This window comes from Streptomyces sp. NPDC021225 (assembly GCF_044332865.1).
GTDB lineage: Bacteria > Actinomycetota > Actinomycetes > Streptomycetales > Streptomycetaceae > Streptomyces.
The window spans coordinates 131,208-145,834 of record NZ_JBIRPV010000015.1 but is presented as its reverse complement, the minus strand read 5'-3'; the positions used below and the strand labels follow the sequence as shown (position 1 = coordinate 145,834).

The window sequence follows — 14,627 nt, the reverse complement described above, 5'->3', positions numbered from 1 at the left end:
CCCGTGTCCGACACGACCACCCGGGCCGAGATGTCCACCGATCGCCACAGCGACGACCGCGGCCGGCTGTTCCGCAACGCCTACGCGCTGATGCTGAACACCGGCATCTCGGCGGTCCTCGGCCTCGGCTTCTGGCTGGCCGCGGCCCGCTACTACTCGGGGGACGCGGTCGGCCAGGGCTCGGCGGCCATCGCCGCGATGAAGCTCCTCGCGGGGCTCGCGGCGGTGACCCTCACCGGGGCGCTGGCCCGCTTCGTCCCGGTCGCCGGGCGGACGACCGGGCGGCTGGTGTTCCGTACGTACGCGGGCAGCTCGGTGGTCGTAGCAATAGCCGCGGGGGTCTTCCTGCTCACCCTCGATACGTGGGGTCCCTCGTACCGCTTTCTGCACGGGCCCCTCCACGGCCTCGGCTTCATCGCGGCGGTGGTCGCCTGGTCGCTGCTGACCTTGCAGGACGGGGTGCTGACCGGGCTGCGCAGCGCGCTCTGGGTGCCGGTGGGCAACACGGTGTTCTCGGCGGCGAAGCTGCTGCTGCTCGTCGCTCTGGCCGCGGCGATCCCGACCACCGGGGTGTTCGTGTCCTGGGTCGCCTCGATCGCGGTGTCCGTGGTGCCGCTGGGCTGGCTGGTGTTCCGGCGGCTCGTACCGCGCCACGTCGAGGCGACGCGGGGGACGGCACGGCCCGCGGCCTACCGGGAGATGGGGCGCTTCCTCGCCGGGGACTGCACGGGGTCGCTGTTCTCGCTGGCCGTGGTCTACGCGGTGCCGGTGATCGTCGCCTCGCAGGTGAGCGCGGCCGACAACGCGTACTTCTACGTCGCCACCACCATCGGCGGCACCACGAACCTGCTCGCCGTCAACATGGGCGCGTCACTGACCGTCGAGGGCTCGCACGACCCGGCCAGGCTGGCGGAGAACTGCCGCGCGGCGCTGCGCCGGATGGCGCGCATCATGATCCCGGTCTGTCTCGTCCTCTTCGTCTTCGCCCCGCGGATCCTCGGAGTGTTCGGGGACGGATACGCGCAGGAGGCGGCGCCGCTGCTGCGGTGGTTCGCGGTGGGGGCGGCGCTGCGGGTCGTCATCGAGGTGTACTTCGCGGTGCTGCGCGCGCAGAGCCGCACCGCGGGGCTCGCCTATCTCCAGGGCCTGCTGTGTGTGCTGGTGCTGGGACTGACCCTGGTGCTGCTGCCGCGCATGGGGCTGACGGGGGCGGGGGTCGCCGAGATCTCCAGCCTGTCGGTGATCGCGGCCATCGCCGCGGTCAAGCTGCGCGGGGTGCTCAGGGCGCGGCCCGCGGCGGGCCACACCGCTTCCGCCCCGGAACGACCAGACGGGGCGGGACGCGGGCGCGGACGCGGGCGCGGGGTGACCCTGGCGCTGTGGCTGACGCTGGCCGTGGCGCTCGCGCTGTACTGGCTGCCGGTGAGCCGAATGAGCGAGGCCGATCTGGACGGCATGGGCGGCCTCGGGCTCATCTCCGTGCTGCCGCCCGCCACGCTGCTCGGGGCGGCGCTGCTGGTGGTCGCGTTCGTCGCCGCGCTGTGCCCGGCGCGGCCGCGGCGCGCGGTGCTGGCGGTGGCGCTGGTGGCCACGGTGGTGTCGCTGCACGCCGTGCCCGCCGTGGTCGAGGGCGAGCCGCGGTTCGCGACCGCGTGGCAGCACCTCGGGTTCCTGGACTACATCGGCCGGACCGGCGAGGCGGTACCCGACCTGGACGCGCGGTGGAGCTGGCCCGGGTTCTTCGCGGGGGTGGAGTTCCTCGCGCGGGCCGGTGGCGTCGAGGACTTCATGGAGGTGCTGCGCTGGTGGCCGACGGCCGTTCAGCTCCTCTACCTCGCGCCGATGATGCTGCTGGTGCGGTCCCTGCGCGCGACCTGGCGCGCCAAGTGGACGGCGGCCTGGCTGTTCGCGCTGTGCGGGTGGGTGGGCCAGGACTACTTCTCGCCACAGGGCTTCACCTACCTCTTCTACCTGGTCTTCGTCGCCGTCCTGCTGGTGTGGTTCCGGGAGCCGCGCGTGCTGCGCGGCAGACGGTGGCCGGGCGAGGCCGAGGTGGCCGACGCCTCGCGCGGACAGCGCACGGCGCTGCTCGGCCTGCTGCTCGCGCTGTTCACGGCGTCCGTGGCGGCCCATCAGCTGACGCCGTTCATGATGCTGGGCGTGGTGACGGCGCTGGTGCTGGTGCGGCGCTCCGATCTCTACGGGCTGCCGCTGCTGGGCGGGGTGATGGTCGCGGTGTGGGTCGGGTTCCTGGCCGAGCCGTACTGGTCGGGCCACTTCGACGAGCTGTTCGGCGGGGTCGGCGGGGTGGGCGGCAATGTGTCCTCGTCCGTCTCGGGCCGTATCGAGGGCGGCAGCAGCGTGCACAAGCTGGTGCTCTACACCCGGGTGGCGCTGGCCGGCGGGGTGCTGGCCTTCGCCTGCTGGGGGGTGCTGCGGCGGCGCTCGGCCGGGTTCGCGGAGCGGTCGCTGCCGGTGCTGACCTTCGTGCCGTTCCTCGGCTTTGGCATGCAGTCGTACGGCGGCGAGATGGCGCTGCGCGTGTTCATGTTCGCGCTGCCGGGCGCGTGCGCGCTCGGGGCGCTGTCGCTGTTCCCGCGCGTCGTGTCGGCCCGCCGGGGCCTGGGCCCGGTCGCCGCCCTGATGGCGGGGCTCGTGCTGATGTTCGGCTTCCTGGTGGCCCGCTGGGGCAATGAGCCCTTCGAGCGGGTGCGGCCGGGCGAGGTCGCGGCGATGGAGTACGTCTACGGCCACGACCGGCCGACCGCGCGGGTGCTGTGGCTGAGCGACGACACCGTCAACAACGTCACCCCGGCCATGCCGTGGGGGTACCGCGACATGGAGCGGGTCGGCTACCAGCCGACGCTCGCGCCGCGCGACCCCGTCCTCGTCGACGGCCTGGTCGAGGGGTTGCGCGAGGCGGGGCCGAACTCGTACCTCATGGTGGGCCGGGGCCAGTCCGTCTATCTGCGGCTGGACTCGGGCTACTCGGCCACCTGGGAGCGGCGCCTGCTGCGCTCCCTGAACCTGCGGCCCGAACTGCGCCGGGTGGTGTCGAACGACGACGCGGTGCTGTACGAGCTGAAGCGCCGGCCGCCGGGCCCGGTCCCGCGCCCCGCACCGGGCCCAGCCGGACCGCTCATCACCTGGACCCCGTGGTCCGTGCTCGGCGCGCTCTCGGCCGCCGCGCTGATCGCCCTGCTGACGGCGCGCGAGGTGGTGCGGGTCGCGGTCCGGCCGAGTGTGCGGCGGCTGCGGTGGCTCCAGGGCTCGTTCTGGTTCTCGCTGCCGCTGCTCGCCGTGCTGCTGGCGTCGCTCGGGCAGCGCTTCTGGACGATGTCCTAGCCGTCTTGGCCGCCCCGGCCGGCGCCGCGGCTGCCGAGTCAGCCGTTCGGATACATCCGGGCGACCAGCTCCGTCCGCTTCATCTGCCACTGCGCGTTCATGTCGTGCACCAGGTACAGATCGCGGCGCCGGGTCCACGGCTGCCCCGACTCGGGGTCGTAGGTGTCCGGCATGGTGAAGCCCTCCGGCGCGAACGCCTTCATGCCGCGGCCTTCGGTCGTCAGCACACAGCGCTTGATGTGGTCGCGCCATCCGACGACGCCCGCCGTCCCCACGCCGCCCGGGGTGGACTTCCGCTTCTCCGCGATCTGCGCCGCGACGCCGTCCGTGCTCAGATAGGTGATCGTGCCATCGGCGGCGATCACCGGGTTGATGGCGATGACCTGCGACATGTTGTACTTCTCCGTCAGGAAGTGCGCGATCTCCCACTGCGCGTACACCGGCAGCGTGCGCTTGGCCCTGACCTGGGCCACCGTGTCGGCGAGCAGTTCGTTCATCGGGCCGGGCTCGGCGAGCACCTTCGTCGGGTCCCCGCCGTTCGCGGGCGGCCGGTTGCCGAAGGCGTAGGCGATGAGGAAGTCGAACGCGCCGATCGGCGCGGTGGCGGGGGTCCAGTCGAAGCCGATGTCGTAGATCCAGGCGGCCACGGCCCGCGCCGTGTCCCGGTCCTGGAGCTCTGCTTCCAGGGAGGCCACCATGTCCCGCTTGAGGCGCTTGTCGGCCGCCGCGCTCGCCGGGGTGTCGCCGCCGCTCGGCGCCGCCCCCATCAGGAACGGCGCGGCCGCGGCCGCGGAGACAGCGGAGGCAAAGGAACGTCGCTGCATTGCGTTGATCTCTCTCGCTCGTGTCATCGCGAGGCAGGCACGGATGTGCGGTCACGTGGTCGCCCGCGTCGAACGGCCTCAGCATGGGCGGGCGGCATGGCCCTGCGGTGAATGGCCCGGGAAGTGCTCCGTAACCACAGCCGCGCTGGTCTCAGCGCTTGAACCAGCGCACGTCGTACCCGTCCATGTCGAACGACCGCCCGTCGATCCTCGCCCGGATCGGCCGCTTCAGGGTGTTCACGACCAGCAGCGCGTCGTCGTCGGCGAGGACGACCACATTCGGCCGGTCGTCGGCGGCGATGTCCACGGACCGGAAGCGGGTGCCGGGCGGGAACTCGCGGGCGAAGCGCCCGAGCAGTTTCATCATCGGCAGCGCGCCGCCGCCGTCCGCCAGCTCGGTGCTGCGCCACAGGCAGCCGGGGCAGGTGGCGCCGGTCTCCTGCGGGTTCCAGTAGAGCGCCGCGGCCGCACCGCCCTGGGCCAGCCGGGTCATGGCCGTGGCCTGTACGGCGAGGCGGTGCGGCTCGCTCCAGCCGTCGCGGTCGTCGTTCGCGTCGGGCGGCTCGACGTACCACTCGGCCCACCACACCGGCAGCCGCGTCGTCTCGCGCACCCAGCGCGTCACGTCCGTGAACTTGGCGGTGGCGCCGAACTCGTCCGGCAGCAGTTGGTCGCCCTCGCGGGTGTAGCTGGAGCCGTCGACCACGACGAAGTCCGCGCCCGCCTTGTGCTCGTTCCAGTACGTGATCACATCCGCGGACCGCTGGTCGAGCGAGCCCCAGTCCCCGCCGACCTCCGCGGTGCCACCCGCTCCGCCCGGCGGGTCGCTGTCCGCGACCACGTACGGCCCGCCGACCAGATTGTGCTCGTTCTGCCTCTTCAGCTCCGCGAAGACCAGGTTGTAGAGCTTGGTGTAGCCCTCGTAGTTCCAGCGCTTCTTGTCCTCGTCGTAGAAGCCCTTGAGCTCGTTCCAGACGATGAAGCGGCGCACGTCCGGATAGCGCTGGGCGACCTTGCCCGCGAGCTTCGCGAAGTCCGCGTAGTGCTCGGGGGTGGGCGCGGTCTCCAGGGCCTGCTGCGACCAGTCGGTGTCCCCCGGTCGGCCGCCCTTCATCCAGTCGGGGGCGCAGCACAGGGTGAGCACGGGCGTGGCGCCGGTCCTGCGCATGAGGGCGACGCGGCGGTCGAGGTCGGCGAAGTCGTAACGGCCGGGCGAGGGCTCGGGGTTGCTCGCGCCCCAGCCCATGATGTGCTGGTTCTGCGTCAGCGGACGCGCCGAGAGCGTCTCCTCCGCGGCCCGTCTGCCCTGCTCGGTGCCGTGGTCGGCGCTGTACTGGGTGTGGGTGAAGCCCCAGCCGGGCGCCGCCGTGGCCGCCCGCTCGCGCGTCTCGGCCGCGCCCCGCCGCCCGGAGCCCTCGCCGGGCAGGCCCGCGCAGGTGGTCAGCAGCAGGGCCAGGGCCGCCACGCCGATGCCGAGCAGTGCGGTGAGCCGCCACCGCCCGCCGCGCGATAACACCATCCGTCCCCCTGTATGACGTCCCGCAATACGACGCCCCATATCGGGTAAGAGTATCCACGAACGCCCCCATTCGGCGGGCTTCTTCGAGAACAGCTCGGTAAACGACCGTAAACCCGGGTGCGCGACGGCCGCCGGTGCTGAATCATGGCTCGGGTGTGCGCGGACCGACGCACCGTCCCGCTCTTCCAGGAGGCAGGCCCTGCCCACCACACCCCCGGAGCAGTCGCTCCCGGTCCGGCTGACCGTCGACGACAACGACTCCCCGTCCGACATCGTGGACGCGCTCTTCCTCGGGCGGTTCGCCACCGGCGAGCAGCCGTACGCCCGCAGCCACTCCGTCGACCGGGTCAAGTCCGGCCTGACGCTGCTGCCGCCCGCCGCGAAGGTGCTGCGCGCCGCCCGGGACGACGACCGCAGCGCGACCCTCGCCGAGGGCGACGGCTGGACACTGCTGGTGTCCCGGTGGAGCCGGGGCGCGGACGTGACCGTGACGGCCGTCTCCGACGACCTCGCGGAGAAGGTGCTGCGGCAGTCGGTCGACGGCGCGGAGGACGAGCCGGAGCCCCAGCCGGAGAACGTGACGATGGGCTTCTGGTACGTCTCCCCGCGGCGCGGCCCGCACCGCACCACGCGGCAGATCTCCGCCGGGACATGGGAGGAGATCCGGGGCAACTACACCGCCCCGGTCGCCGAGGCCATGGACGGGCTGATGAAGATCACCCCGGACGACATCGCGGGCCGGCTCCTGCTGCTGCACGGCCCGCCCGGCACCGGCAAGACCTCCGCGCTGCGCACGCTGGCCCGCTCGTGGCGGGACTGGTGCCAGGTGGACTGCGTGCTCGACCCGGAGCGGCTGTTCTCGGACGTCGGCTATCTGATGGACATCGCGATCGGCGAGGACGACGGCTCGGCCAAGGGCCGATGGCGGCTTCTGCTGCTGGAGGACTGCGACGAACTGATCCGCGGCGAGGCCAAGCACACGGCCGGTCAGGCCCTGTCCCGGCTGCTGAACCTGACGGACGGGCTGCTCGGCCAGGGGCGGAACGTACTGGTCGGGGTCACCACCAACGAGGACCTGGAGCGGCTGCACCCCGCGGTGGTCCGCCCCGGCCGCTGTCTGGCCAGGATCGAGGTGGGGCGGCTCACCCGCAGGGAGGCCGTCGACTGGCTGGGCAGGGAGTCCTGCGGCCGGGAGGACGCGGTCGCGCGGGACGGGGCGACGCTGGCCGAGCTGTTCGCGCTGCGCCGGGGCACCCGGCCGACGTCGGTGCCCGCGCAGCCGGCGGACACGGACGCGGGGCTGTATCTGTAGGGCGGGGTCGGCTCGAGGTCTCAGGTGTACAGGTCCCGCAGGCGCACCGACAGACAGGTCACACAGCCCTCCATCTTCTCGAACTCGCTGATGTCCACGGGCACCGGCTCGTACCCGAGGTCCGCGAACAGCTCGGCGCTCTTCGGCGCGCTGGCCGCCATCAGCAGCTTGCCGCCGCCGAGCAGCACGACATGCGCGCCGGACTCCTCGGGGACGGAGAGAAAGCGCGGGAACGCCCGTAGGTCGTCGACCAGCGGCGGATAGCCGATGACCGTGCCGTCGGGGAGAGCGGTGACCGCAGACTTGAGATGGAGCACCTTGCTCACCGGGACGGCCACCACCCGGGCGCCCAGCGGCTCGAAGACGGCGCGCAGCTGCCGTACGCCGCCGGCGTCGGTGCGGCCGCCGCGGCCCACGTACAGGGTGTCGCCGATCTTGAGGACGTCCCCGCCGTCCAGGGTGCCCGGCTCCCGGATCCGGTTCACCGAACACCCGAGCGCGGTCACCGCCTCCTCCACGGTGGCGGTCTCGGCGCGGCGGGAGGCGGCTCCGGGGCGGGCGATCAACGCGACGTTCTTGTGGACGACCACGGTGTCCTCGACGAAGACGCCGTCCGGGCAGTCGTCCGCCGGCGGCACCTCCACCGGCTCCCAGCCGTGCGCGCGCAGCGCGACGACGTAGACCTCCCACTGCCGCAGCGCCAGCGCGGCGTCGACCGGCGTGCGGTCGATGTGGGTGACGAGCCCTTCGGCGAGGCGGGGGCTGGGCCGCCGGACGATGGCTTTGGCGCTGGGCATGGGGACTCCATCCTGGTCCTGGTCCTGGTCGGCTGCGGGCCTCCGGCCTCCATGGTGCGGCACACGCCCGGCGGTTCGAGGCTTTGGCTGTCCGCCAGGCGCACGCCGTCACGCGTCCGCGGCGTACACCGCCCGCAGCGCCTCGTCCACGGCGGTCTCCGCGGCCGCCCGGTCCAGGCCGAGCCGCCGCACCCGCTGGGCGTAGGCCGCCGCCGCGCTCGCCGCTTCCCGTGCGGCCGCGTCGCCCGCGGCGGCGACGAAGCTGCCGTGGCGGCCGCGGGTCTCGATCACCCCGTCGGACTCCAGCGCCCGGTAGGCCTTGGCGACGGTGTTCGCCGCGAGCCCCAGCTCCTCGGCGAAGCCGCGTACGGTGGGCAGCTTGTAGCCGACCGGGAGGGCCCCCGAGCGGACTTGGTCGGCGATCTGGGCGCGGATCTGTTCGAACGGGGCCGTCGCCGAATCCGGGTCGACGGTGATCTTCAAGGCCACGGGCTGGGCTCCAGGGCGTGCGGGCGGGTTTGTCGCACCTATTGTGTGCCACGGTCGGCCGGGCCGGGCGCAGCCCGACGCGAATCCTCTTTCCGGACGCCCGGAAATGGGGAGGCGGCGCGGGGCGGCGGGGCCGTACTCTGCGGCACCATGACGCTGATCGTGCGCGATTTCCGTGCCGCGGACGCCGAGGCCGTCGCCGAGGCGCGGCGCTCCGCCTTCCCGTATCTCGTGACGACGCCGGAGACGGTGGCCTGGGAGGCCGCGAGCGCGCCGCCCGGGCGGCATTACCGGCTGCTGGTCGCGGAGGCCGACGGGCAGGTCGTCGGCGCCTGTGAGACCGGTGTGTTCCGCGACAGCGATCAGCCGGGGCAGGCGTTCGCCAACACCATGGTGCGCCCCGACGCGCAGGGCGCGGGGGCCGGGTCCGCGCTGGTGTCGGCCGCCGAGGAGCACCTGGCGGGGCTGGGGGTCGCCCAGGTGCTCTCCTGGACGCTGGACGAGCCGCACTCCGTGGCCTTCGCCGAGCGGCGCGGCTACCGGCGCGGCCGCAGCTCCCGCGTCCAGCGGCTGGACCTGGCCACGGCCCCGCTGCCCCCGCTGGACCTCCCGGGCGGCGTCGAGCTGCGCACCGCGGCCGACTTCGCGGACGGCCCCCTGCCGCTGTACGAGGCGGACGCGGAGTGCTCCGAGGACGAGCCGGATGACGTCGCGTTCGCCCGCCCGCCGTACGCCGAGTGGCTGGCCCTCGCCTGGGAACACCCGGCCCTGGACCGCGAGCTGACCTCGGTGGCCGTCGTCGACGGCGCCGTCGCCGCGTACAGCGTGGCCCACACCGACCGGCGCGGCCGCTACTGGTCGGGTATGACGGGCACGCTGCGCGCCTTCCGCGGCCGGGGCCTGGCCAAGCTCGCCAAGAACGACTCGCTGCACCGCGCCCGCGCGGCGGGCTGCGCGGTGGCGTTCACCGGCAACGACGGAGAGAACCAGCCGATGCTCGCGATCAACAAGTGGTTCGGGTACGAGCCGGCGCAGACGGAGTGGCGGTACGTGCGGGAGCTCGCCGCGTAGGGGTTGTTTGCCCCACCCCGCCCCTTCCCGGCCCCTGTCGATATGCGGCTCCGCCGCGTGGCAGGGGCTCCGCCCCTGGAACCCCTGGGGGCTGTGGCGGAGCCCCTAGTATGGCCGCCGCGGGCGTCACCGTCCGCCGGCCGCTCCGGGTCATTCCGCGATGAGGACATAGCGCTCGTCGGACACCGGGCGGCCCCATAGGGAGCTGTCGGCGGCAAGCTGCTCGACGCGCGTACGGGTCGTCAGCGGCTCGGCCAGCCGCGCGAGTTCCGCGGCGGGCAGGCCCACCGGGTCCGACTCGCCCCAGCGCCCCTCGATCAGCACCAGCCGCCCGCCCGGGCGCAGCAGCCCGGTCCAGCGGCGCAGCACCCGCTCCGGGCCGGGCAGCGCCCACAGCAGATGGCGCGCCAGGACGACGTCGAACCTCCGCTCCCCCACCGGCGGCTCGGCCGCGTCCCCGACGAGGACCGTGGCGCCCGTGCCCGCGAGCTTGGCCCGCGCGAGCTCCGCCATGCGCGGGGCCATGTCGACGCCGGTGACCTGGTGGCCCTGCTCGGCCGCGAGCAAAGCGAGGCTGCCCGTGCCGCACCCGAGGTCGAGCACCTCGCAGGGGCGGCCGGGCAGCCAGGCGCGCAGCCGGGCGGCCCACGCGGCCCGGGTGACCGGGTCGCGCAGGCCGTGGTCCGGCTCGTCGTCGAAGTCGGCCGCGAGGGCGTCCCAGTAGGCGACGGTCGGCTGCTCGGGAATCCGGCTTTCAGAGCTCATACCCCGAGCGTGCCATCGACCACTGACAACGCCCCGGCCTCAGGACGTCAGAGCGTCAGGACGCCTTCGTCTTCGCGCGCCCGCGCAGCACCAGCCCCTTCGCCAACGGCCAGCACAGGATCAGCGCGATGACCACGTACACGGTCACCGAGAAGGGCGTGTTGACCAGCCCCGACATGCTCCCGTCGCTGATCTGGAGGGCTCGCCGAAGCTGCTGCTCGGCCGCGGGCCCGAGGATGACGCCGATCACCGCGGGCAGCACCGGCAGGCCGTAGCGCCGCATCAGCAGCCCCAGCAGACCGATGATCAACAGGATCACCAGGTCCAGCGGCTCGCCGCCCACCGCGTACGCGCCGACCGCCGCGAAGAAGAGGATGCCCGCGTACAGATACGGCCTCGGGACGCGCAGCAGCTTGGCCCATACGGGCGCCAGCGGGAGGTTGAGCACCAGCAGCATCACCATGGCGATGAACAGCGAGGCGATCAGGCCCCACACCAGGTCGGGTTCGCGCTCGAAGAGCAGCGGGCCGGGCTGGATGCCGTACTGCTGGAAGGCGGCCAGCATCACCGCGGCGACCGCGGTGGTGGGCAGGCCGAGGGTGAGCATCGAGACGAGCGTGCCCGCGGCGGACGCGGAGGCGGCCGACTCGGGCCCGGCGACGCCCTCGATCGCGCCCTTGCCGAACTCGTCGCGGTGCTTGGAGAGCCGCTTCTCGGTCACGTACGACAGGAAGGTGGGGATCTCCGCGCCGCCCGCCGGGATCGCGCCGAACGGGAAGCCGATCGCCGGGCCGCGCAGCCAGGGCTTCCAGGTGCGGCGCAGCTCGGCCTTGCCGAGCCAGGGGCGGCCGACCGGGATGGGCTCGTCGGGGCGGCGGCGCAGATGCATGGCCACCCACAGCGCCTCACCGATGGCGAAGAGGCCGACCGCGACGATGACGACGTCGATGCCGTCGGCGAGGTCGAGCGAGCCGAAGGTGAGCCGCTGCTGGCCGGTCATCTGGTCCAGACCCACCAGGCCGATGGTGAGCCCGATGAGGAGGGACGCGAAACCGCGGATGCGGGAGCTGCCGAGCACGGAGGTCACGGCGATGAAGGCCAGCACCATGATGGCGAAGTAGTCGGGGGCGCCGATGTCGACGGCGAGTTCGGCGACGGTCGGGGCGAGGAAGACCAGCAGACAGGTGCCGATCATGCCGCCCGCGAAGTGTCCGATCGCGGCCGCCGCCAGGGCCTGGGCGCCGCGCCCGGAGCGGGCCATGGGATGGCCTTCCATGGCGGCGACGACGGCGGCGGTCTCACCGGGGGTGTTGAGCAGGATGGAGGTGGTGGAACCGCCGAACATGCCGCCGTAGTAGATGCCCGCGAACATGATGAACGCGGCGGTGGGGTCCAGGCCGTAGGTGACGGGGAGCAGCAGCGCGACCGCCATGGCCGGGCCGATGCCGGGGAGCACTCCGATGGCGGTGCCGAGCAGCACGCCGATCGCCGCCCACAGCAGGTTGACCGGGCTCAGGGCGGTGCCGAAGCCGTCGATGAGGGAGGACAGGGAGTCCATCGCGTTACAGCACCTCCATCAGCGGGCCGCCGGGCAGCGGGACCGCGAGCAGCCGGTCGAAGACGAAGAAGGTGGCGGTGGAGAGCACGGCCGCGATCAGCGGATCGCGGTGGAAGGCGCGGCTGCCGAGGGCGTAGGCCGAGCCCCAGAAGAGCAGGGCGCCGGAGATGGGGAAGCCGAGCGGCTCTATGAGGAAGGCGTTGGCGAGGAAGACCCCGGCCAGCAGGAGCACGGTGCGCCAGTCGCCGGGCGCGCTCAGGTCGATGTCCTCGCCGCCCTCGGACTCGCCCTTGCCGCCGCGCAGCACGTCGACGGCCAGCAGGACGGCGACGACCAGCAGGGCGACGCCGACGACGATCGGTACGGTCTTGGGGCCGACGGGGCCGCGCTGGGCGAAGTCGGTGTCCATGGTGAGCGCGTCGGTGAGCACGAGGACGCCGATGGCCAGCAGCAGGGCGCAGACGCCGAGTTCGGAGCGGCCGCGCAGGAAGGCTCTGAGCCCGGTGCCGGGGTCTGTGTTGGTAGCTGTGTTGGTGGCTGTGTTGCTGTCAGTGTCAGTGTTGGTGTTGGTGTCGGCGTGGCTGTCGGTCACAGTCCCAGCTCCTTCAGCACCGTGTCCACGCGCTTGTCCTGGGCGGTCAGGAAGCGCCCGAACTCGTCGCCCGGCATGAAGGCGTCGGTCCAGCGGTTGCGCCGCACCGCCTCCTTCCACTCCTTCGAGGCGTGCATCTTCGTGATCAGTTCGATCAGCTTGTCGCGCTCGGCGTCGGTCAGGTCGGGCGGGGCGACGATGCCGCGCCAGTTGGTGAACGTGACGTCCAGGCCGGCCTCCTTGAGCGTCGGCGCGTCCAGGCCCGGCAGGCGCTTGTCGCTGGTCACCGCCAGCACCCGCAGCTCGCCCGCCTCGATCTGGTCGAGGTACTCGCCGACGCCGGAGACGCCGAAGGCGACCTTGCCGCCGAGCACGGAGGCCAGCAGCTCGCCACCGCCGTCGTACGGGATGTAGTTGACCTTCTTCGGGGCGATCCCGGCGGCCTTGGCCATCAGCATGGGGGCCAGGTGGTCCGGCCCGCCGGGCGAGGAGCCGCCGCCGACCGGGAGTGAGCCGGGCTTCTCGCGCCAGTCCGCCACCAGCTGGCCGAAGTCGCGGTACTTGGACCCCTTGGCCACGACCACGATGTCCGGCTCCTCGGTGAGCCGCGCGATGGGCGTCGTATCGGCGAGGGTGGACGGCGCGTGGTTGGTGTGCACCGCGCCCACCACCCCCAGGCCCATGGACATCGCGAGCTTGCCGTTGCCGCGCTCGGACACCAGGCGGCTCAGCCCGACGGTGCCGCCCGCGCCGGGCAGGTTGAACACTTCGATGTTGCGGCTCAGATCGGCGTCCTCGGCGCTCTTGGCCGCCGTACGGGCCGTGATGTCATAGCCGCCGCCGGGGGTGTTGGGCACCATCAGGCGCAGGCCGGGGATGTGGGTGCCGGTGGCGGAGCCGCTGCCGGTACTGAGCAACGGGGGCCCGAGGAGCACGATCAGAGCCGCAGAGAGCAGGGCGAGCGGGGTACGCAGACGCGGACTTGAGAGCACGGTGACACCGCCTTTCTTTCTTCGTGGGTGTCTGTGTGAGGCGCGCCACATGTTGCCTGTGGGTTAACGCGCTGTCTCTCTTTCGGTATTAAGAGACCTTGTGGTCGTTGCGTACACGGGGAAGGCAACGGGGAAGGCACGTCCGATGACGAGAGTGCTGGTGGTCGACGACGACTTCATGGTGGCCAAGCTGCACAGCCGCTATGTCGCGTCCCTGGACGGCTTCACGGTCGCCGGGGTGGCCCACACGGGCGCCGAGGCGCTGCGCGCCGCCGACGCGCTCCGCCCCGACCTGGTCCTGCTGGACGTCTATCTGCCGGATATGGACGGCATCAGTGTGCTGCGCCGGATGCGGGAGCGGGAGGAACACCGGCAGGTGGACGCGCTGTTCATCACCGCGGCCAAGGATCCGCACGCCGTGCGCGAGGCGCTGCGCGCGGGCGCGCTGCACTACCTCATCAAGCCGTTCGACCGCGCCGCGCTCCAGGAGCAGCTGAGACACGCCGCCGCGCTGCGGGCCCGCCTCGACACGCTCGGCGAGGCCAGCCAGGAGGACGTGGACCAGATCTTCGGCACCCGCCCGCGCGGCGCCCGCTCCCGCGAGCAGCTCCCGAAGGGCCTGGCCGCCCACACCGCGAGCCTCGTCGAGCGCACGCTGCGCGGGCACGCCGAGGGGCTTTCGGCGGCGGAGTGCGCGGAGGCGGGCGCCTTCTCCCGGGTGAGCGCCCGCCGTTACCTCGAGTACTTCGCCGAGACGGGGCGCGTGGAGGTCACCCTGCGCTACGGCGGGACGGGCCGCCCGGAGCGCCGCTACCGCTGGATCGACTGACGGCGGGCGGGAGGCCTGGGGGCATCCCGCCCCGGCAATGTGCCGCTGAGCAGCTATCTTGATGCGCATGTCGTCACAGCAGCCTTCTCCCGCGCACATACCGCCGACCGACGCCCCGGACTCCCCGGCCACCCCGGCGCCGCGCAAGGCCTCCCGGACTCTGGCCGCGGCGCTGATCGGGGGCATCCTGATCGGCGGCGCGGGCGTCGGTGTGGCCTGGGCGGTCAGCGGCGACGGCTCGTCCGCCAACGACGCGGCGGGTGACGCGCGGGACGCGTGCCGTGCGCTGAGCGGATTCGAGCCGTCGGACTACACCGCGAAGGGCGCGAAGGGCGAGATCGCGTTGAACCGCTTCGGCGCCGCCGTCGTGCTCTCCGCTTCGGCGGCCGCGGGCGACGCCCAGTACAAGCCGCTCTCGGAGGCCGTGCTCCTCGCTCGTAACGCGCATGCCGTGACCTACGACTTCAACGACAGCCGGGTGAAGAAGAACCTCGACAAGGCCCGCCAGATCTGCGACGACCTCGACTGACCACG

At 72.8% G+C, this 14,627-nt stretch carries 13 protein-coding genes; 5 read left to right on the top strand and 8 right to left on the bottom strand.

Annotated features, from left to right (window positions below; all coding sequences use genetic code 11):
• Positions 1–30 precede the first annotated feature (30 nt).
• Complete coding sequence (locus ACH4S9_RS40895; protein ID WP_398376831.1) at positions 31–3,345, top strand: lipopolysaccharide biosynthesis protein; 3,315 nt, start codon at positions 31–33, stop codon at positions 3,343–3,345.
• A gap of 38 nt (positions 3,346–3,383) precedes the next feature.
• Here ACH4S9_RS40895 and ACH4S9_RS40890 read toward each other — a convergent pair whose 3' ends face one another.
• Complete coding sequence (locus ACH4S9_RS40890; RefSeq protein ID WP_311725170.1) at positions 3,384–4,169, bottom strand: hypothetical protein; 786 nt, start codon at positions 4,167–4,169, stop codon at positions 3,384–3,386.
• Between the two features lie 151 nt (positions 4,170–4,320).
• Complete coding sequence (locus tag ACH4S9_RS40885; RefSeq protein WP_398376758.1) at positions 4,321–5,688, bottom strand: xylan 1,4-beta-xylosidase; 1,368 nt, start codon at positions 5,686–5,688, stop codon at positions 4,321–4,323.
• 199 nt (positions 5,689–5,887) lie between these two features.
• Between ACH4S9_RS40885 and ACH4S9_RS40880 the strand changes: the two genes are divergently transcribed.
• Positions 5,888–7,000, top strand: a complete 1,113-nt coding sequence (locus tag ACH4S9_RS40880; RefSeq protein ID WP_352134096.1) for a DUF5925 domain-containing protein — start codon at positions 5,888–5,890, stop codon at positions 6,998–7,000.
• 20 nt (positions 7,001–7,020) lie between these two features.
• Here ACH4S9_RS40880 and ddaH read toward each other — a convergent pair whose 3' ends face one another.
• Positions 7,021–7,797, bottom strand: a complete 777-nt coding sequence (gene ddaH / locus ACH4S9_RS40875; protein ID WP_311725168.1) for a dimethylargininase — start codon at positions 7,795–7,797, stop codon at positions 7,021–7,023.
• A 108-nt stretch (positions 7,798–7,905) separates the two neighbouring features.
• On the bottom strand, positions 7,906–8,286 hold the full coding sequence (locus tag ACH4S9_RS40870; RefSeq protein WP_311725167.1) for a GntR family transcriptional regulator: 381 nt from the start codon (positions 8,284–8,286) through the stop codon (positions 7,906–7,908).
• Between the two features lie 150 nt (positions 8,287–8,436).
• On the opposite strand from ACH4S9_RS40870, the gene ACH4S9_RS40865 reads away from it, so the two are divergent.
• On the top strand, positions 8,437–9,357 hold the full coding sequence (locus ACH4S9_RS40865; RefSeq protein ID WP_398376756.1) for a GNAT family N-acetyltransferase: 921 nt from the start codon (positions 8,437–8,439) through the stop codon (positions 9,355–9,357).
• A 150-nt stretch (positions 9,358–9,507) separates the two neighbouring features.
• Here the strand turns inward: ACH4S9_RS40865 and ACH4S9_RS40860 are convergent, their stop codons facing one another.
• The 4 genes from ACH4S9_RS40860 to ACH4S9_RS40845 form a co-directional block, all read right to left on the bottom strand.
• Complete coding sequence (locus ACH4S9_RS40860; RefSeq protein WP_311725164.1) at positions 9,508–10,122, bottom strand: class I SAM-dependent methyltransferase; 615 nt, start codon at positions 10,120–10,122, stop codon at positions 9,508–9,510.
• A gap of 55 nt (positions 10,123–10,177) precedes the next feature.
• Complete coding sequence (locus ACH4S9_RS40855; RefSeq protein ID WP_398376754.1) at positions 10,178–11,680, bottom strand: tripartite tricarboxylate transporter permease; 1,503 nt, start codon at positions 11,678–11,680, stop codon at positions 10,178–10,180.
• A gap of 4 nt (positions 11,681–11,684) precedes the next feature.
• On the bottom strand, positions 11,685–12,167 hold the full coding sequence (locus tag ACH4S9_RS40850; RefSeq protein WP_358846393.1) for a tripartite tricarboxylate transporter TctB family protein: 483 nt from the start codon (positions 12,165–12,167) through the stop codon (positions 11,685–11,687).
• Positions 12,168–12,268: 101 nt separating this feature from the next.
• The gene (locus tag ACH4S9_RS40845) at positions 12,269–13,264 is read right to left on the bottom strand and encodes a tripartite tricarboxylate transporter substrate-binding protein (RefSeq protein ID WP_311725162.1); all 996 of its coding nucleotides are present in this window, start codon (positions 13,262–13,264) and stop codon (positions 12,269–12,271) included.
• A 145-nt stretch (positions 13,265–13,409) separates the two neighbouring features.
• Here ACH4S9_RS40845 and ACH4S9_RS40840 point away from each other — a divergent pair, with 145 nt between their 5' ends.
• Positions 13,410–14,093: a response regulator gene (locus ACH4S9_RS40840; protein WP_352134030.1), complete on the top strand. Its 684-nt coding sequence runs from the start codon at positions 13,410–13,412 to the stop codon at positions 14,091–14,093.
• A gap of 67 nt (positions 14,094–14,160) precedes the next feature.
• Positions 14,161–14,622: a hypothetical protein gene (locus ACH4S9_RS40835; RefSeq protein ID WP_398376753.1), complete on the top strand. Its 462-nt coding sequence runs from the start codon at positions 14,161–14,163 to the stop codon at positions 14,620–14,622.
• Positions 14,623–14,627 lie beyond the last annotated feature (5 nt).